The following is a 19,403-nucleotide window of genomic DNA, read 5'->3' as shown; positions in this document are numbered from 1 at the left end:
ACAACTATTTATTACATTTTATTTACAAAAAAAGCAAACCCTTTTACAAGTTTGCTTTTTCATCTATCTTATAATGCACATTCTTCAATCTCAAATCCTAAATCTGCAATCATACCCCAGTCCGCAGTCGGCTCTTGTCCAGCTGTCGTTAAGTAGTCCCCGACAAAAATAGAATTTGCTGCAAATAAACCGATTGGCTGTACAGAACGTAAATTGATTTCACGTCCTCCAGAAATACGAATTTCTTTTGTTGGGTTTACAAAACGCATCATTGCCAGTACTTTTAAACATTCTACTGGCGTTAACTCTTTTTGCCCTTCAAGAGGTGTCCCCTTTACAGCAACAAGGAAATTACAAGGGATAGAATCTGCATCTATACGTTGTAATTCAAATGCAATTTCAGCACGCTCTTCAATTGTTTCTCCCATGCCAAAAATCGCTCCAGAGCATGGAGAAATACCAGCTTGTTTTGCTTTTTGAACTGTATCAACACGATCATCATACGTATGAGTTGAACAAATACTATCGTAATTATTTTCATGTGTATTTAAGTTGTGGTTATAACGGTGCACGCCTGCTTCCGCTAAACGTCCTGCTTGATCTTCATTTAAGAAACCTAAACAACAACAAATCTTCAAGTCTGTCGTTTCACGAATTTCCTTAACTGCTCCAATTACGTGATTTACCTCTTTATCCGTCGGACGACGACCAGACGCTACAATACAATATGTACCTGCTTTACGGCGTATTGCTTCATGTGCCCCTTCTACAATCTTTTCCTGCGTTAACCATGCATATTTATCAATCGGTGCTTCTGAAATAATAGACTGTGAGCAATATCCACAATCTTCAGGACATAATCCAGATTTCGTATTAATAATCATATTCAATTTTACTTTCTTACCAAAGTGATGATGACGAATGATGTAAGCTGCATTCATAATTTCTAGAACTTCTGTATCATCAGCTTCTAATATCGCTATTGCATCTTCTTTCGTAATCATCTTCTCTTCCACTACGTCGTATGCAAGTTTTTTCCAATCCCTTTTTGTTTGTACTTGTTTCATTTCATCTCTTCCCCTCTTTTGTTATATGCATAAATAAAGCATGATACGTTGCCATTATCCCTTCATTTCCCGTGAAGTCTCTTTCGTATATGCGTAGCATCGCACGAAAGAGTGAGGGACTTTGACAATATGATCCTTCATTGCTATTAGTCGCTCCTACTTTTCGAATAGAATGTAGAAATTCCTTAACTTCTGTAAAACTCTCTATGTAACATGTTTCAGAAACATGCACATCCCCTGTTTCTATCTTGCATATATGAAGCAACTGATCTTTCGAATAAAAACGTTGACCAATCGATGTTTCATTTTTTATATTTCTTTCTTCTTTCGCACGTTGGAACGAAGCATGCAATTCTTGAAATGTTTCATGTCCAAACGTTGAAAAGAGTAATATCCCATCTATAGACAAATGTTGAAATAAATTTCTTAATACTTGTTGTAAATTATTTAACCATTGAAATGTAGCATTTGAAATAATGACATCATATGATTCTTCTAATCGTAATCGCTCAATATCTTCACAGTGAAACGTTACATTTTTTACATTTTGTCTAGTTTGCGCAATTGCAATCATACTTTCAGCAAAATCAACTGCTGTAATATGTGCTTTCGGAAATAACTTTGATAATTGCTCTGTTACATACCCCGTCCCGCACCCCAGTTCTAAAATACGTATTGATGCCGTTTCACTATATCGTTCCTTTAAGATTGAAAGTAATGAATGTGCCATCTTTTTTTGTACATTTGCATATCGATCGTAAGATACGGCTGCCCCATTAAACCGTTTTTGTAGTAACGTTTTGTTGATCATGTCGTATCCCCTCTATAAATTGAATTATCTCATTTGCGCAATATTCAAAATTCGTCACACATAACGCATGCCCTGCATCACTTACTACTTTCAGCTCGCTGCTGCTATTCTCCGTCATACTACGTGCCGCAGACAATGGGCATATTACATCCTGTTCTCCGTGAATAAGTAGTATAGGTACTTTAATTTCTTTTAGTTCTTCTCTCATATCTGTTTCTATTAAATAATCCAAACCTAGTTGTAAAGACTGAATAGAATCACCTTTAAAACGGTCTACAATGTCTTCAAAGTTTTTATTCTCTTTTAGCTCATCTTTCGTAAACATATTTTCATAAAACCGCTTGAGCGTATCTTCTTTCCTTCTCGCCAAATTCCTTTTCAGCCGTTCTACATGCAAAGCATTCCATCCGTTACTGTAGTCGCTCGTATTTGTAAATTTAGCAGTACCACCAATTAATACGATGCCTTTTGCCTGAATCTTTTTATAAGCTTCAACTGCTGCTAACGCTCCTAGTGACCATCCAACTAAAATTACGTTGTCATTATGCGCTACATCTACAATTCGTTCCGCAAATTCACTTCGTTCTTTCACATTACGCCAATCTATGCTTTGAACAGGGTATCCTTTAAAATACGGAAATACTAAATCCCAAATATTCTCTTCCATTCCCCATCCTGGGATAAAAATAATCTTTAGCTCGTTCATACGAAAATCTCCTCTTCTTTCGCAATGTGAATAATTCGATCAATAGCCCATTTTAAATCATCTATTGTATGTTGCGATGTAACTGCAAAGCGAATTCGAGAGCTATGAACCGGCACAGTTGGCGGACGAATTGCAATAGCCGCAATCCCTGCCTCTTGCAACCTTTTACTAAATCGTAAAGCATGTTCATTTGAACCGACTACAATCGGTACAATATGAGTTGAACTATTCCCAATATCAAAACCAGCATCCCTTAATTTAGTTCTGAAGTATTCTCCGTTTGCTATAAGGTTCTCTCTTCTTTCGTTATCTTCTTTTACAATTTCAATTGCTTTTTGCACTGCTCCTAACGTACTTGGTGGTAAAGCTGTAGTAAAAATAAAGCTTCTCATCATATTTTGTAAATACTCTATATAAATTTCATCACCTGTCAAATACGCACCATAACACCCTAAAGCCTTGCTAAACGTCCCCATATGTATATCAATTTTTTGAGCAAGATTTTTTTCTATATGAGATAACCCAGCTCCGCCGATTCCATATATTCCACTCGCATGTGCTTCATCGACTATAATGATTGCCCCGTATTTCTCTTTCAGCTGTACTAAATCTCTCAAATAAGCAGTATCACCATCCATACTAAAAATGGTATCAGTTACGATTAATTTCCGCTTTTCAGGTGACGCTGTTTTCAACAGCTTCTCTAAATGATCCAAATCATTATGACGATACCTTTTATGCTCTGCCCCGCTTAATATGATTCCATCAACAATACTTGCGTGATTTAACTTATCACTAAAAACAATATCGTGCCGAGAGGCTAAAGAAGATATGGCACCTATATTTGCCGTATACCCACTATTTACAATTAAAGCTCTTTCAGTACCTTTCCAGTCACATATGCTTCTCTCAACCTCTTCATATAATGGATGATTTCCTACAACGAGACGAGAGGCAGTCGCTCCAGTTCCACATCTTTTTGTACAGGCAATAGCAGCTTCTTTTAACCTTTCATCTCCAGCTAACCCTAAATAATTATTTGACGCTAAATTTAACATCCTTTTTTTATCTCGAATAAGCCAAGTCTCTTCTGCCTTCTCTGTTACATATAAATTTCGATACTGCCCTTGCTCATGTAATTGTTGTAATTTAGATTGAAGATGCGCCCGCCACGTTTGATTCATTTTGGATAAACTCCTCTAATTTTGAAATCATAATATATTCTTTTGCAGATTCCAATACTTCTTCTTTCGTAAACTCACCTTCAAAGAATGGTAATAATCCTAAAACTGGTACCCCGCTCAGCTCTTCAATCATCTCTTTATTTTCTTGCACTCTTTCCATTTCACATTCTTTGCAACCTGATAAAATGACACCCGCTACGGTTAAGCCATGCGCCTTTGCGTAAGCAATCGTTAACACTGTATGATTTACTGTTCCTAATGTAGGACGAGCTACTACAATAAGAGGCAACTGTAATTCTGTTGCAAAATCTATTACTAAAGCATCTTCTGTATATGGGACAGCAAGCCCACCTGCTCCTTCTACAAATAAGCTATTAAACTCTTTTAATAGTTCATTATAGTAATCAGTAATTTCTTTTAACTTTACTACTCTTCCAGCTCTTTTCATGGCAAGTCTCGGAGCAAGTGGTTCTTCAATAGAATAAGGGCAAATTTCATTTTCTTGTGTCGGTACACCTGATAGTACTTTTAACCTTGCCGCATCTCCCTCAGGGTTTGATGCAACATGCCCACTTTGTAACGGTTTATATACCCCTACGTTATATCCTAATTCTCTAAATACACCTGCTATAGCACCTGCAACTACTGTTTTTCCAACTTCAGTATCAGTTGCTGTTATGAAAAAACCACTCATTATTCTCCCTCCGTAACATCTGAGATTGCCTTATATAAAATGCGTAACATATCATCAATCTCTTCAAAAGTAGAAGCAAGTGGTGGCATAAATACAATCGTGTTACCTAGCGGTCGTAAAATCATACCCAGCTCTCTTGAGCGTTTACATACTTGAACACCAACTCTTTCTGTCCAGTCAAACGCTTCTTTCGTTTCCTTATTCTTCACAAGCTCAATACCAACCATTAATCCGCACTGACGAATATCACCTACATGTTTATACACAAAGAGCTTTTCTAATTGCGCTGTCACATAATCCGTTTTACGTGCCACTTCTTCTATTAAATTTGTTTTTTCATATAGTTCTAGATTCGCGATTGCTACGGCACACCCTAACGGATTACCTGTGTAGCTATGTCCATGGAAAAATGTTTTTTGTTCTTCATATTCTCCTAAGAAGGCATTATATATTTCATCTGTCGTTACCGTAACTGCAATTGGTAAATATCCACCTGTTAAACCTTTCCCAGCAGTTAAAATGTCTGGCGTCACATTTTCATGTTCACACGCAAACATTTTCCCTGTACGCCCAAATCCAGTCGCTACCTCATCTGTAATAAATAATACATTGTACTTTGTACATAAATCGCGCAGTCCTTTTAAATATCCTTTTGGCATTGTAATCATTCCGCCAGCACCTTGCATTAATGGCTCTACAATGATGGCAGCTACTTCTTCATGCTTTTCTTTCAACAATTCTTCCATTTCTTCTAAATGGCTTTTTACAATTTCCTCCTTATTATTTCCGTAAGGAGAACGATATGTATATGGATACGGCATTTTAATCGCATCAAATAAGAGCGAACTATACACTTGGTGAAACAAGTCTATTGCTCCTACTGAAACAGCTCCAATTGTATCACCGTGATATGCTTCTTTTAATGTAACGAATCTTTGTTTCTTTGTTTTCCCTTTATGCTGCCAATATTGGAAAGCCATCTTAATTGCAATTTCAACAGCGGTAGAACCTGAATCAGAATAGAATACCTTCTTCAATCCATCTGGTACAACCTCAATAATTTTTTCTGCTAATAAAATAGATGGAACGTTAGCAAGTCCTAACATAGTAGAATGAGCAATTTTATTTAATTGCTCACGAATTGCTTCATCTAATTCCGGTACTTGATGTCCGTGAACATTTAACCATATAGATGAAACACCATCCCAATATTCATTACCATTTACATCGTATAGTTTTCTTCCCTCTCCACGTTCAATAATGACAGGATCTTCTTCTAAATAATCTTTCATTTGTGTAAATGGGTGCCATACGTAAGCTTTATTTTTCTCTGCTAATTCTTCATATGTATAAGATGATTTTTCAATCGTTCTACTATTTATTGTCACAATTGTCACCCCTAATGTTAACTTGTTTATAAATATAGTTAACATTAAATCCGAATGACTGTCAATTATTTTAAAATCAAATAGTTCTTAAAAAAGAACAACTTATCATACGATAAGTTGTTCTACTTTCCATGCTGTATCTTTCCAATTTCTAAAATAATTTCTTCATCTTTTTTCCCCTCTGTATCAATTCCAAGTTGCTTAGCGTGCTCAATTAATAAATCATGACGCTTCTCAAATCTAGCGGTATTTACTTCTTTCGTAACCTCTTCTTTTGTTTTCCCCTCAGTAGAAACTCCTAGTTTTTCTGCTGCTTTTTCCATTGATTTCTTCTCTTCTATTTCTTTTACTTTCTTCACTTCTGACTGTTGTATTTGCTTTTGTTTCAACTGCTCTGATTCAGCCGCAAAAGCTGTGTAAATTCCAGCACTTCCTCCAATAACTAATAAAGTGGTAAAAAGAATTATTTTTTTCTTCACTCTTTCCTCCCCCTTTCAAATTCATTATAACGTACATTTTTACAGCGTTAAAAACAATTATCCTTTATTTCCCTAAAAAAAACATTTAATATTTTTATTGACATGTAAGATGAAAATATGATAAAAATTTAACTAACATCATATGAATCGGCGTTGATAGGATTTAGTAGTATTTCGATTTCTGATTTCAGAGAGCTGGTGGTCGGTGCGAACCAGTACAGAGCGAATTATGAATTACCCCCTGGAGCTTCTTTTACGAAACGTGAGGAGTAGTGAAAGACGGTTATAGACCGTTATGTCTAAAGAGTGGTGAAACGACACTGTTTCACAATTTAGGGTGGTACCGCGAATTTTTCGTCCCTGCATATATTGCAGGGGCGTTTTTTATTTTATAAGCGCATATCATATGACCCTTTATTTTGTGACGCATTCATTTCACAAGCTAGGGTGGTACCGCGATTTCTTCGTCCCTGCATAATTATATGCAGGGACGTTTTTTTTATCCAATCATTTCCGTATCATATAGAAGGACTAACAATTACCGGTAATTTGTCACAAAATTCTAAATTTTAGAAGGAAATATACAATATTGGCGAATTTTATATAAAAAAGAGCTATTTTACATTACTTAGGAGGGGAAAACAATGGTTTCAAAAATTGAGTCTGTTCTTTTAACAATTTTTATCTTTTTCTGTATTGGTTTTAGTGTTATTCAATTAGAAGTTTCACCACACATCCCAATTTTATTTGGTATCGTTCTTTTACTAGCATTTGGATTCCTGAAGAGAATCTCTTGGTCTACTATGGAGAAAGGGATGATTAGTAGTATTTCAGCTGGTATTCCATCTATATTTATTTTCTTACTTGTAGGCGTATTAATTAGCGTTTGGATCGCAGCTGGAACTATTCCGACTTTAATGGTATACGGCTTCCAGCTTGTATCTCCAAAAATTTTCGTTCCAACTGTTTTTGTTGTTTGTGCAATTGTTGGAACGAGTATCGGTAGTGCTTTTACAACTGCTGCAACTGTAGGACTTGCTTTTATGGGAATGGGTACTGCCCTTGGATACGATCCAGCTCTTATTGCTGGTGCAATTATTTCTGGTGCATTCTTCGGAGATAAAATGTCTCCTTTATCTGATACAACAAACTTAGCGCCTGCTGTAACGGGTGTAGATTTATTTGAACATATTCGTAACATGCTTTGGACAACAGTTCCAGCTTTCATTATTGCTTTTATCGCATTTTTCATTTTAGGAAGCGGATCTGGTGGAAACGTTGATTTCTCAGCATTTATTAACACACTAGAAAAAAATGCAACGATTTCTATCGTTACGCTGATTCCTATTTTATTACTGTTCCTATTCGCATTTAAAAAGGTACCCGCAGTTCCAACATTACTTGCAGGAATTGTGGTAGGGATTATTATTCTCTTTATTTTTAAACCGAGCACTTCTTTAGCTGATTTAATGAAAATTATGCAAGACGGTTACGTTTCTAAAACTGGTATCAAAGACATTGATAGCTTATTATCTCGCGGTGGCCTGCAAAGTATGATGATGTCAATCGCTCTTATTTTCCTAGCTCTTTGTATGGGAGGATTATTACAAGGAATGGGTATTATAGCGCAGCTGATGAATATTATCTCTAGCTTCGTAAAAACTAGCACACGCTTAATTATTTCTACTGCTTCAACTGCAATTGGTGTAAACTTCTTACTCGGTGAGCAGTACTTATCCATCGTTTTAACAGGACAAGCATTTGCTAATAAATACGATGAAGTCGGTTTAGAACGTCGTAATTTATCACGAGTATTAGAAGATGCTGGTACAGTAATTAATCCACTCGTACCATGGGGTGTAAGTGGCGTATTCTTAACAAACGTTCTTAGCGTTCCAACATTCGATTACCTGCCATACGCAATCTTCTGTTTAGCATGTCCAGTCGTAACCATTATCGTCGGCTTTACTGGATTCGGTCTTTCATGGAAAAAAGAAAAAGCAGTACCAGTTTCATAATATAACAAAAAGGATTACCAAATCGGTAATCCTTTTTATATTTCTCGACTATCTATTCGCTTTCTTTCTTCTAAATAACATAAGTAATCCCGCTCCAACAAACGCAAGACCAGCTCCAATTGTAGAAGCAATACTTGCACCTGTTTTCGGTAAATCACGTTCATCTTTTTCAGCTTCTTTATTTTCACTTACAGTTGTTGTTGTTTCTTTTGTATTTTGATCATCTGTTGTAGTTTGTCCAGATCCGGTATTATTTCCATCTTGCTTTGGTTCATTACCATTATTACCTTCTTCTGTTGGTGGTGTTGGGTTTTCTCCATTACCTGTTGGCGGTGTCGTCGGGTTCTCTCCATCACCTTTCGGTGGTGTCGTTGGGTTTTCTCCATCACCTTTTGGTGGTATTGTTGGGTTTCCTCCACCATCGTTCTTCTTCGTTATATCAATTGCATATTTAGCAAATTCATTTTCAGATGGTCCAACATATGATATGTTCCCATCTTTCTTTATATACTTTTGTGCATTTGGTGAAGAATCAAATGTTGTATTTAATTTATCTGCAACAATCGGTTTAAACGTCCAATTTTGATCAGCTACTGGATCAATATCTTTTATTTTTTGCATATACTTCACAATGATTTGACGTGTTTCATCTTGTGATTGGTATACAACTTCCCCTTTACTTACACCCGGGAACGTTTGACTACTTCCACGATAGTTATTTGTAGCGACGATGAACTCTTGATCATCAGCTACTGGCTTACCTTCATATGTCATATTTACAATACGATTCGTATTTGCATTTACAACTTTTCCATCTTTATCGTATTTCGCCGGTTGTGTTACATCAATTTCATATTTTAAACCATCTATAATATCAAAGTTATATGTAGGATAGCCTATATTTACTAACGGCTGTTCTTCTGTTTTCTTTGGATCAATTTTATTAAACTGACCTGCAGACATTTCAAGCCATTCTTTCACTTGTGCCCCATTTACTTTTACAGCATATAACGTATTTGGATATACGTATAAATCTGCAACGTTTTTAATCGCTAACGTTCCAGCTGGAATATCCGTATAATATGTTGCACCGTTTCGGCCACCTGCTTTAAATGGTGCACCTGCAGATAAAACCGGAATATCTTTAATCTTTTCGTATTCTGGTTTTTTAAGTTCTTGTTCTACATACCATTTTTGCGCATTTGTCACAATTTGTACAGAAGGATCATCTTGTACTAATGAAAAATAACTATTAATTGGTGCTTTCGTTGTACCTACAGGTGTATTTACATATTCGATTGTCTTTTCATGTTCATCTTTAATTTCATTAACTAATTTTTGATCCGACTGTACTAACGGATTACCTTTACTATCAGCAATCTTACGAAGTGCTGGCTTAGGTTGATCCTTTTTTTGTACTTCCCATTTTCCGTTTACCTTTTTCAATTGCATATCAATAATACCTAAGTTACTGCCAAAAACGCCAGGCATTACAACTGGAACACCATTAAATATATCCTGCACTTCAGTATGTGAATGTCCCATTAATACTGCATCTACGTCAGGAACCTCTGTTAAATAATACGACGCGTTTTCCATACCAACGTTGTATCCACTTTTATCAACACCGGAATGAGCTAGTGCAACGATAACATCTGCACCTTCTGCTTTCATTTTTGGTACCATTTTCTTCGCTGTTTCAACTATATCTTTCGCTTTAACTTGTCCTTCTAAATTCGCTTTATCCCAATTCATAATTTGTGGTGGAACAAATCCCATTACACCAATTTTCACTATTTGTTTTTGGCCTGCTTCATCCACTACTTCTTTCTCTAAAATATGATATGGTCTATCAAAGTAATGCTCGTCATTCTCATCATTACCATCATGGTCATCTCTGTAGACATTCGAGTTAATAACCGGAATTTTTGTTTTACTAGTCACTTCCTTTAAATAATCTAAACCATAGTTAAATTCATGATTCCCAAGAGAGATGACGTCATACTTCATTAAATTCATTACACGATATAATGGATGTGTATAACTAGGATCCACACGATTCTTCTGATCTTTTATTTTATTTGCTACATAATCTCCAAGCGGTGTCCCTTGTAATGCATCCCCATCATCAAATAGGACAGAGTTCTTCACTTCTTCACGTGCTTTATTAACGAGTGTTGCAGTTTGCACGAGGCCTACTTTATTATCTGTTTTCGTTTGATAATAATCGTAATTCATTAAGTTAACGTGAATATCCGATGTTTCTAGAATTCGTAACTTAACTGTACTCTCCCCAGTGTTCTCATCTGCATGAGCTGTTGTTGGCATTACTTGCGGTGCTATAACACCAATCGCAAGAGTTGCTCCAGCTAGCATTTTTTTTGACTTTTTCACAAAAAATCCCCCTTATACAATTACCAGAAATAATGAAATGAATCCCTATCTGTCTCTAACCACATACCTTTTTTCTTCTATTAGAGACACAATTTTCATTTCACCCTGCGCTAACGAGTAGTCCCCTTAAACGCCCGATTGATGAAGACTAACAATTAATAGGAAATAAAGCTCCCACTAATTAAAGTTTCACCTTATCTGACATTATCATATATAAAGTTCTTTCCTATCGTCAATATTTTTTGACAAACTTCAACAAATTTTCTGTAAAGTTATTATAAACTTTTCATAAACATATAATATGCCCTTACATTGCTAATACTGCTGAATATGATACAATTACCAATTACAAGGAGGATGAATTTATGAAAAAAGTCATCTTAACAATTGTTTGTCTCCTCCTTCTGATCATTTCTTATTCTTATTTTGAAAAGAACGACGAGACAAAACAAAATGAATCTGAAGAAAAAACAGAAAAAACATCTGCCCCAAATTGGATTGATAAGCAAACAAACGAATCTTTTTATCATCTTGTATTAGGTGATTCACTCGCTAAAGGATATGGATCGACACAAGGTGGATTTGCTGAATTAGCTTCTAAGCAAATAGAAGCACAAATTCATAAACCAATTACAGTAGAAAACCTTGGGGTAAACGGTCTTACAACAGATCGTCTCGCTAAAAAAGTTCAATCAGAAGATGTAAAGGAAAAAATTAGAGCAGCAAATATAATTACAATTAATATTGGAGGAAATAATTTATTTCGTTTAAATCGTGATGTCGGTGTTATAGATGATATAAAAATGTTAAATAAAGAAAAAGCCCATTTTGAAGCGGATGTAAAAAATATTGTAAAGACAGTCCGAGATCAAAATCCGAATGCTTTACTCATTCTTTCTGAACTCTATAACCCGTTACAACTCGATGACTCCATCGCAAGTTATGCAGATATGTTTTTAGATGGCTGGAATGAATCTGTTTATTCCATTGCAAAAGTGAATCAACCATCTATCGTTTTGCCAATTCGTAAATTAATATCGAATGATAAAAAAGAATTGCTCTTTGACCAAGTACACCCAAATGATAAAGGCTATACGATTATTGCCGATTCATTTACAAAAAAAGTATTGGCCTACAAATATTAAAATTCCCATGAAACAATTCTATTTTTATAACATGTCTTTTTTGTTACAATGAGAGTGGAAGGGGGCCTTTATATGGAATCACGCGAGTGGGAACGTATTGTTGATCATCTTCTTTCGCTAGTGCCTCTTTTTTATCGCAAATTTATGCTTCCTGGAGAATTCTCTTCTCAAAGACATATGCCGCCATCACATACACAAGTATTACTGCTTTTGCATGAAAACGGCACATTAGCAGTTTCCGAAATCGGCAAGCGGCTAGCGATTTCACGGCCTAACATGACACCTCTATTAAACAAACTTATTCAAGAAGAACTAATAGAGCGTCATTATAGCGAAAAAGATCGACGGGTCATTTTAATTTCTCTAACAGCTGAAGGGAAATTATTAGTAAATCAGTATCAGCAATTCATTTTAGACAAACTAAAAGAAAATTTCCAAACATTATCTGAGGAAGAGCGCGAAAAGCTCATTCATTCTCTTCAAACCATTCAAAATTTAATTTTGAAAACAAACGTATAAAGCTGCTTCTAAATAGAAGCAGCTTTATGATTCGTAATAATTACCATAGTACACATTGGAATATGGCCATGTTGTTAAATATGGTTTTTTTTCCTGTGTAGGCTGTTGTTGTGGTAATTGTGGTAATTGTGGTATTTGCTGTAATTGTTGTTGCCGATATAATTCGTATTGTCTACTCGTATTATAAACCGGATAATAATTTACATATGGATATACTTGAGGTACGTAATAATAATACATTATCCTCTCCTCCTTTTTCTTAAACATATTCAAAGGAGAAAATGAATGTGACATTGTTTATAATTGTACAAGTGGTTCTCTCACTCGTTTCTTCCTTTTCTTCAAGCGTAACTTACGGTTCTTTTCGTATAAATAATACACAACGAAATATGAAATGAGACCAAACACAACTCCTAAAATCGTCATTCCAATTAATACATACACTTCACTTTGTAATAAGCTCTTTAATATCGTAAAAATGTGACTTGAAAACAAGTCCGATATCGTAAATGGTTCATGATGAATTTTCTGTACATGAAATGGATAAATCATTTTTCCTAGCGCATACGCAAGCGGAAATAAAAATACTGGGAGAAACGATATTTTCCCAATAATATTGCCAATAACTGCCGCAGGAAAAGATCCCTTTGCTAACCTGACGATTGGATAAAATATTACATATACGAGCGATGCCGTATAAATGACTAACATTTCTAAGCCGAATCCTATAGCAAACCCTAACGATACTTTCTTTGCGCCTTCTGGCGATCGAAGCAACTTATAATATTGAAACTTTAATATTCTCCACATCCGCTGAAAAAACGAATATGTTTTCTTAGTTGTTTTCACCCTCATCATCTCTTTAACTATATTTTTATATGTAGTATGTCCTTACACACTCTGAAAAACAAATTTAGTTTTCTCTTTTATTATAAATGATATCGAAATGGTTAACTAAATATACATATGACATTTCACTATAAAAAAATACGTGTATCAACTTATTTCTACGCTGAAACCAAAAAAGCACTTGTTGCCTTTAATCGACAATCAAGTACTTTCAGTTCATATTGTTTTTAATTTGCACTAGATTTTATCTTAACCTTAAAACTTGTATATCTTGACAATTAATATCCATTTTCTTTTCTGTTCACTTCAAATATATTTTGCTCTGGCTGTATTAGTATTTATGTTTTTATAGCTGTACAGTAACAGACACTTAAAAAACATGATTGCATAAACTACCCCTTTAAAGCTAATATCTCTTCTCTATTATAGTCAATCATTACTAAAAAGTACTCGTCAAAATTCTCAAATCTATCTATTTCTTCACCCGCAAACCAAATTATTTCTCCTGGTCTAGAAGAATTAGGTAAACATAAAACAAATAAATCCCTATCAAATTCCGAAACTGCTATTGGTAATAGCTCCTGCCTTAAAACACCGCTTTCTTCTAAAACAACATCATCTATAGCTTCTAATAGTACCTGAGCATAATCCATTATAGCTGATTCCTTTAATTGCTCCGTACCAAATAAATCCACCGTTTGATAAAAAACTGCCCATCCATTGGCATATTGAAGAAATTCTCTATACATTAAATCAAGTTTATATCCCAATTCTTGTTCAATAATGCGAATAGATTTTTCATTTGCTCCCACCTCCGGAAAATGGTGTGGCCATATTTTTTCTACATCTTGTTTCATTAGCTCCTGCTTCACTAAAATCATTGTAGCTATCTTATCTTTCCAATTATTCATCGTCTACTCCTCCTCTACAAACTTAAATTTTGTAGGTTTATAACCAATTGAATATTTATTAGCCTGTCTACCTATGCTCATATTAACTTTTGGGTAAAGGTCTAACCAACTATGAGGATCCGGTTTCCCCATCCAAGTTGTATCAGGAACATGACCAACATATCCTTTGTATGTTTCTCCATTATCAGCAGCTCGCTTACCTTCTAGTCTTGCCGCACGTAAGTCTTCTTTTCTTAATTTACCTTTAGTTGATACCTTTCCTGTTGGCGATAAAGCACTAGCTTCAACCGTACCCTATGTTTTAACCTTAAAATAAAAAGCACTTGTTGTCTTTAATCGACACCCAGTGCTTTAAGTTCATCTGTTTTTAAATAGTATAGATTTTCAAGTTTTGTAGTAACAGTTTGACAGCCTTTATATGTCATGACAACTACTACGTTAAAACTTACGATTTTGTATGAGTTCATTAGTTTTATATCCATTCCATGTGTTTATATTCATCATCCAGTAAAATGTCATCTCGCCTAAGCTCGTACTTCGTTTTTCTATTCTATCATTGCACAAAGTACTCCATGATGGTACAACCATCATGGAGTATGTACTTTTTAATAGCTTATTCTTTCCACTCCAATAATAAATTCTTTTCTGTTACTTGGCCTTATGTACTTATATATCCTTTCAACTTTAAACATTAGATGCTCTTAATTACCTCATTAACAGATTCACTAAACATATCTGGGTCTTCATTTTTTATATCAATCAATAATTCTTTAATACTAATCGTAATTGATGGATCAAATCCCGAAAGTACTTTTCCATATGCTAATCTTACTTGAGGATGATTAAGAATTCTATAATGTAAAATTTCTACCCATTCTTGAGCTGAGCTAATCATCTTTGGAAAAGCTTTAGCAATACATACAAGTCCTTCTTCTATGTTATTTTTATATAAGCTCTCTATTCCATAAATCAAATCAAACATAACATCAAATTGCTCAGTCTCATCATCCAGAACTAAACATAAATCTGTAATAACAGAGACGTCGTTATACGCTATTACTTCCATTAATGACTCATTAAAATCTCGTATCTCATTCTCCCTTTCTAATAAACGATTATCGTATAATCTTTTTAAATGACTCTTTATATCCAAAGATAATCGTCCTTTCCATGTTTTATTTATCAAATAAATGTGGATAAAGCTCTTTGTTTCTTTTTATAACTCCTCGTAAACCTTCTCTTATCTCAGCAGTATATAAACCATCTTTTATATACATTCTTCGAGCATCCAAACTAGTATGAGCTAAAGTTTAAATACTCCTTTGATTTTATCTTGATAGACCATATACATTTCACGATATCTCCACCAGTTTCTTCATTTTAAAATGTTTCTTTTATCGTAATTCATTTATTTTCTTGCATAACTTAATCCTCTCGAACTAAATAGTTTTTATTCTTATCTTCCCAGTATCTATACTTATAGAGTACTTGTTCATCAAATCGCTGTAAATAACCTTCCCACTTATTCGGAATATATTCTTCAAAAGATATTGATTCCGGATAAGTGGAATAAAAAATTAAACGATCAAAATCTATGAAGAAACATTGATTATAATCATAATAGGCTTCTTCTCTATTAGTTCTTAGTTCCCTTAAAAATTCTAACCTAATATCTTCTGTAAATCTTTCATATTTTTCTATTCTTTCTAAAAAATTAGCTATTGTAGTCTCATTTAAAATACGAATGCCTTTTCTTTCTTCTCGATATTCACTAGGAGCGTACCCAGCTTGATCATAATCTAAATACCATAAATCCGGTTCAGTTATATACCAACTATCGACTAATGGGGGGAGGTAATTCTTATGCAACACCTTGAAATACATATTTCCCAATGCATTGTCGTCATATTTGAATATTAATTTAAGATCATAAGTTTTTATGTGAAACTTTTTAGATTACTAAAAAACCTTGAAAGACATATAGCCAATCAAGGTTTCAATAGAATTTTACCCAATTCCATAGTATAGATTATTGATTCTTTTATTTTCTTAAAATATATACTTATATGCATAAAGTTTTATGCTAGTAGATATATAGCTGTACTAATCACTAAAATACCTTCTTAAAAATCTACTTTTTCTCCCGAATCAGTATAAACAAAATACTTTTTATTATTTTCATTTAGTAAAGTAATATCTGTGCCAATTGGCATATTAAAAATATTCATTACCGCTGGTTCTATTTCAATAATAGTTCCCCAATCACAAACTGACATATTTGATGCATCAGCAAGATATTCATCTGTATCTATTTCTGACAAAAATCTCCATCCATTATCGATAGCATTAACTGGTTGTTCTTTAATACACCATTTCACATTCCCTTTATTTTGTAAAATATTCTTAGATACAACGCTACCACCTAATCCACTACTCTTTTTCAAACAATCATCTCCAAAACTTTTTTCATATCATCTGTTCCACGTTCTTCAATTAAATCCCTTAATGAATATCCATATTTATTTTCATCATTAATATTCGGTCGTTTTCCCAAACATTTTACTATTAAATCATTTCCCTCCTTTGTTCTTTTTTTTAATACTTCTTGACATAAAGACCATATTGCAGAATTACCAAATTTTTTATCTTTTAAATTCAAATCTACCCCCATATCAACCAGCCTACAAGCTACTTCAACCGCACCTGGACAATTAATATTTGCTGCTAAATAGTGAAACTCATTACAGTCATCATTAGAAATTATATTAACCTTTGCACCATTATCCAATAGAAAGTTTGCTATATCAAACTTTCTACTAATTAATGATTTTTCAAGTAAACTAATACCATTTTTATCAATTGAATCTACAATCTCTTCAATACAGTTTCCCTCAATTTTTAGCTTCTCTAAAAATAATTTAAGATTCCCGAATTTTATAATAGTCCCATAATCAGCTTTATTAATATCCATTTATACTATCACCCTCTCATTCATACTTATGACTTCGGTTAGTACTTGGCAATTCCGGTCGATAGTTTTCAGGGTTTCTATACCACTTTAAGAACTCTTCTTTTGTAATAATCTCGTTCATATACAATTCATGCATATCAGAATATTTCTCTCCTGGTATATGCCCCATATCCCATTGACCACTTCTTGTTTTAGATTTATCCCAAATTATTTCTACACCTGATGGATCATAAACTTTCCCATCGATAGAATCTTTCGCATTTTCCCACACTTCTTCAACCTGACCTTTTCCATAACTAGGCCTGCTTTTACTATATGGTTTTTTAGTAACGATACTATCCTCTGTAGCTTTTACAGTATCCTTAACTCCATTGACTTTCTCCACAGGTACTTTTTTAGCTTTATTCACAGCCTCAGCAGCCTTAGCAGTCATTTTAACTCCTTTACCTACTTTAGCTATCTTTCCAAAGGGTGTAAGCCCTGCTACTGCCATTCCTCCAGCAAATACTCTATCCAAAGTAGATAGTTTTTCGCCAGTAGATGGATCAATCCCATCCCAAGCACGACGAATATCATACTCACCACTTATTTCACCTACTATATCCCTAGCAAGTTTTTCACCATCAAAATCCTCTTTTTCTGACGATAGTGGTCCACACATCGCTCCTTGTTCCATTGTAACATCTTGATTATCTGTATTGCGGAATTTTTCAGCAATTCTTTTCAAATCTTCCTCTACTTTTACAAGTGAATGAATAGATGCAAAAGCTTTTGGTCTCGCATCATTGAACAGTTGAATGAACTGTTGATTAGAGGCACCAATCCACTGAAAACACAACTGATCTATTTCATTACATAAATTATTATGTATAGATTCTAATGCGATTCGGGTATTACTTGCACGATTCGCAACTTCTTCTAGCATTTCAGGTGTTACTTTAATTTGAACCATTTTTTTCCTCCCTCTCCCCATTAAAATTATGAGACAAAAAGAAAAAAATGTAAATATAGAAATTTCAGAATATCTAAAAATCTTCATGTTACATAAAACCTACTTAACGGCAAACGAAGCCTATGTGTATGTGAAGTAAAGGGCCTTCCTGGTAAACTAGGCACAAATGGTTATACAAAAAATTTAGTAGCTGTTTCTCTAATAGATATCCTCCCTCTATCCATATAATTAAGTACATTCAGTATATACTCAAAGTAATATCTTTTTACCGTATTTACTTTCTCTTCTAAAAAGAATTTAACCATAAAAAACACCCCAGTTTTTATTCGTATCTAGCAACTGGGGTGTACATCCTTTAGGAAAGCTCTTCTATATTTTTAAATAAACTCACTAATAATGCTTTTTGCGCATGCAATCGATTACCAGCTTGCTCAAAGACGATAGACTGTGGTCCATCTATAATTTCTCCTGTTACTTCTTCTTCACGATGGGCAGGTAAACAGTGTAAGAAACGATATGTTTGCTTCGCATGCTTAACAAGTTCGTTATTGATTTGGTAAGGTTGAAATAAAGAATATTTCTCTTCTTCGCCCTCTTGCCCCATGCTCATCCAAACGTCAGTATAAATGAAATCTGCTTCATTCACCGCTAATTCAGGATCATGCAAAACTTCAATTTCAGCTCCTGTTTCTTCAGCAATCGCTAACGCTTTTTTTACAATCTCCTCATTCGGTTCATACCCTATAGGCGTTGCAACAGTCATATGCATTCCAACTTTTGCACTCGCTAGCAACAATGAATGACATACATTATTTCCGTCACCTACGTAAGCTAATTTTATTCCTTTAAATGTATTTATTTCTTCATATATCGTCATGAGGTCTGCCAATGCTTGACAAGGATGATGGTCATCCGTTAATCCATTAATAACAGGAATACTCGATTCTTTTGCAAGCTCTTCTACATCCGCGTGTGAGAATGTACGTATCATGATCCCGTCAATATACTGCGATAATACTTTCGCAGTATCTGAAACAGTTTCTCCTCTTCCCATTTGCATCTCTTTCCCACTTAAAAACATACCATGTCCCCCGAGTTGTACCATTCCCGCTTCAAAAGATACACGAGTACGAGTTGAATGCTTATCAAAAATAAGCCCTAATATTTTGCCTTGTAATAAAGGCTCTTGCTTATTCTTTTTTAAATATATAGCGAAATCAATTAAAGAAATAATTTCTTCTTTCGTTAATTCTTCTAGTGTTAAAAGATCTTTCGTATTTAATTTCGGTACTTGTACAGTTGACATGCAACTTCC

Annotated in this window: 21 protein-coding genes and 1 other annotated feature; of the genes, 3 read left to right on the top strand and 18 right to left on the bottom strand. The window is 34.5% G+C overall.

Going from position 1 to position 19,403, the window contains the following annotated elements; translation table 11 throughout:
- Positions 1-68: 68 nt before the first annotated feature.
- From bioB to CQ064_RS14625, 7 genes are all read right to left on the bottom strand, one after another.
- Complete coding sequence (gene bioB / locus CQ064_RS14655) at positions 69-1,067, bottom strand: biotin synthase (RefSeq protein WP_000815858.1); 999 nt, start codon at positions 1,065-1,067, stop codon at positions 69-71.
- Position 1,068: 1 nt separating this feature from the next.
- Complete coding sequence (gene bioC / locus CQ064_RS14650) at positions 1,069-1,878, bottom strand: malonyl-ACP O-methyltransferase BioC (protein ID WP_000608912.1); 810 nt, start codon at positions 1,876-1,878, stop codon at positions 1,069-1,071.
- Complete coding sequence (locus CQ064_RS14645) at positions 1,844-2,584, bottom strand: alpha/beta fold hydrolase (RefSeq protein ID WP_001004157.1); 741 nt, start codon at positions 2,582-2,584, stop codon at positions 1,844-1,846. Before CQ064_RS14645 ends, bioC begins: the two co-directional genes overlap by 35 nt.
- The gene (bioF, locus tag CQ064_RS14640) at positions 2,581-3,768 is read right to left on the bottom strand and encodes an 8-amino-7-oxononanoate synthase (RefSeq protein ID WP_001077298.1); all 1,188 of its coding nucleotides are present in this window, start codon (positions 3,766-3,768) and stop codon (positions 2,581-2,583) included. The genes CQ064_RS14645 and bioF overlap by 4 nt, the downstream gene beginning before the upstream one ends.
- On the bottom strand, positions 3,734-4,462 hold the full coding sequence (bioD, locus tag CQ064_RS14635) for a dethiobiotin synthase (protein ID WP_000012479.1): 729 nt from the start codon (positions 4,460-4,462) through the stop codon (positions 3,734-3,736). Before bioD ends, bioF begins: the two co-directional genes overlap by 35 nt.
- Positions 4,462-5,895: an adenosylmethionine--8-amino-7-oxononanoate transaminase gene (gene bioA, locus CQ064_RS14630; protein WP_003292002.1), complete on the bottom strand. Its 1,434-nt coding sequence runs from the start codon at positions 5,893-5,895 to the stop codon at positions 4,462-4,464. Before bioA ends, bioD begins: the two co-directional genes overlap by 1 nt.
- A 77-nt stretch (positions 5,896-5,972) precedes the next feature.
- On the bottom strand, positions 5,973-6,329 hold the full coding sequence (locus CQ064_RS14625; RefSeq protein ID WP_000726902.1) for a hypothetical protein: 357 nt from the start codon (positions 6,327-6,329) through the stop codon (positions 5,973-5,975).
- A 144-nt stretch (positions 6,330-6,473) separates the two neighbouring features.
- Positions 6,474-6,694, top strand: a binding site (T-box leader).
- A 279-nt stretch (positions 6,695-6,973) separates the two neighbouring features.
- Between CQ064_RS14625 and nhaC the strand changes: the two genes are divergently transcribed.
- Positions 6,974-8,347: a Na+/H+ antiporter NhaC gene (nhaC, locus tag CQ064_RS14615; RefSeq protein WP_000253737.1), complete on the top strand. Its 1,374-nt coding sequence runs from the start codon at positions 6,974-6,976 to the stop codon at positions 8,345-8,347.
- 48 nt (positions 8,348-8,395) lie between these two features.
- Here the strand turns inward: nhaC and cpdB are convergent, their stop codons facing one another.
- Positions 8,396-10,741: a bifunctional 2',3'-cyclic-nucleotide 2'-phosphodiesterase/3'-nucleotidase gene (gene cpdB / locus CQ064_RS14610; protein WP_000748654.1), complete on the bottom strand. Its 2,346-nt coding sequence runs from the start codon at positions 10,739-10,741 to the stop codon at positions 8,396-8,398.
- Between the two features lie 365 nt (positions 10,742-11,106).
- On the opposite strand from cpdB, the gene CQ064_RS14605 reads away from it, so the two are divergent.
- Entirely contained in the window at positions 11,107-11,886 is a 780-nt protein-coding gene (locus CQ064_RS14605; RefSeq protein WP_000755849.1) for a GDSL-type esterase/lipase family protein, read from the top strand.
- 72 nt (positions 11,887-11,958) lie between these two features.
- Positions 11,959-12,405: a MarR family winged helix-turn-helix transcriptional regulator gene (locus CQ064_RS14600; protein ID WP_000445819.1), complete on the top strand. Its 447-nt coding sequence runs from the start codon at positions 11,959-11,961 to the stop codon at positions 12,403-12,405.
- 24 nt (positions 12,406-12,429) lie between these two features.
- On the opposite strand, the gene CQ064_RS14595 is transcribed toward CQ064_RS14600, so the two are convergent.
- From CQ064_RS14595 to argF, 10 genes are all read right to left on the bottom strand, one after another.
- Complete coding sequence (locus CQ064_RS14595) at positions 12,430-12,645, bottom strand: hypothetical protein (RefSeq protein ID WP_000291960.1); 216 nt, start codon at positions 12,643-12,645, stop codon at positions 12,430-12,432.
- A 57-nt stretch (positions 12,646-12,702) separates the two neighbouring features.
- Positions 12,703-13,263 carry a DUF2062 domain-containing protein gene (locus CQ064_RS14590; RefSeq protein ID WP_003271548.1) on the bottom strand — a complete coding sequence of 187 codons (561 nt, stop codon included), beginning with the start codon at positions 13,261-13,263 and terminating at the stop codon, positions 12,703-12,705.
- 383 nt (positions 13,264-13,646) lie between these two features.
- Positions 13,647-14,165 carry an SMI1/KNR4 family protein gene (locus CQ064_RS14585; RefSeq protein WP_001067165.1) on the bottom strand — a complete coding sequence of 173 codons (519 nt, stop codon included), beginning with the start codon at positions 14,163-14,165 and terminating at the stop codon, positions 13,647-13,649.
- Between the two features lie 332 nt (positions 14,166-14,497).
- Complete coding sequence (locus CQ064_RS34080; RefSeq protein ID WP_003271546.1) at positions 14,498-14,632, bottom strand: hypothetical protein; 135 nt, start codon at positions 14,630-14,632, stop codon at positions 14,498-14,500.
- A 224-nt stretch (positions 14,633-14,856) separates the two neighbouring features.
- Complete coding sequence (locus CQ064_RS14580; protein ID WP_000351980.1) at positions 14,857-15,318, bottom strand: Imm30 family immunity protein; 462 nt, start codon at positions 15,316-15,318, stop codon at positions 14,857-14,859.
- 272 nt (positions 15,319-15,590) lie between these two features.
- Positions 15,591-16,049 (bottom strand): hypothetical protein, encoded by a 459-nt coding sequence (locus CQ064_RS14575; protein ID WP_003271544.1) that lies wholly within the window; start codon positions 16,047-16,049, stop codon positions 15,591-15,593.
- A 239-nt stretch (positions 16,050-16,288) separates the two neighbouring features.
- The gene (locus tag CQ064_RS14570) at positions 16,289-16,609 is read right to left on the bottom strand and encodes an immunity protein Imm33 domain-containing protein (RefSeq protein ID WP_000749724.1); all 321 of its coding nucleotides are present in this window, start codon (positions 16,607-16,609) and stop codon (positions 16,289-16,291) included.
- Complete coding sequence (locus tag CQ064_RS14565; RefSeq protein WP_000353922.1) at positions 16,606-17,136, bottom strand: ankyrin repeat domain-containing protein; 531 nt, start codon at positions 17,134-17,136, stop codon at positions 16,606-16,608. The genes CQ064_RS14570 and CQ064_RS14565 overlap by 4 nt, the downstream gene beginning before the upstream one ends.
- Before the next feature lie 16 nt (positions 17,137-17,152).
- Positions 17,153-18,088: a WXG100 family type VII secretion target gene (locus tag CQ064_RS14560; RefSeq protein WP_000249939.1), complete on the bottom strand. Its 936-nt coding sequence runs from the start codon at positions 18,086-18,088 to the stop codon at positions 17,153-17,155.
- A 355-nt stretch (positions 18,089-18,443) separates the two neighbouring features.
- Positions 18,444-19,394, bottom strand: a complete 951-nt coding sequence (argF, locus tag CQ064_RS14555; protein ID WP_000108842.1) for an ornithine carbamoyltransferase — start codon at positions 19,392-19,394, stop codon at positions 18,444-18,446.
- Between the last annotated feature and the right edge of the window lie 9 nt (positions 19,395-19,403).

Origin of the sequence: Bacillus sp. MYb78, assembly GCF_002975115.1 — a bacterium.
Classification (GTDB): Bacteria; Bacillota; Bacilli; order Bacillales; family Bacillaceae_G; genus Bacillus_A; species Bacillus_A cereus.
The sequence above is the reverse complement of the archived record's forward strand: the minus strand, read 5'-3'. Positions and strand labels throughout refer to the sequence as shown.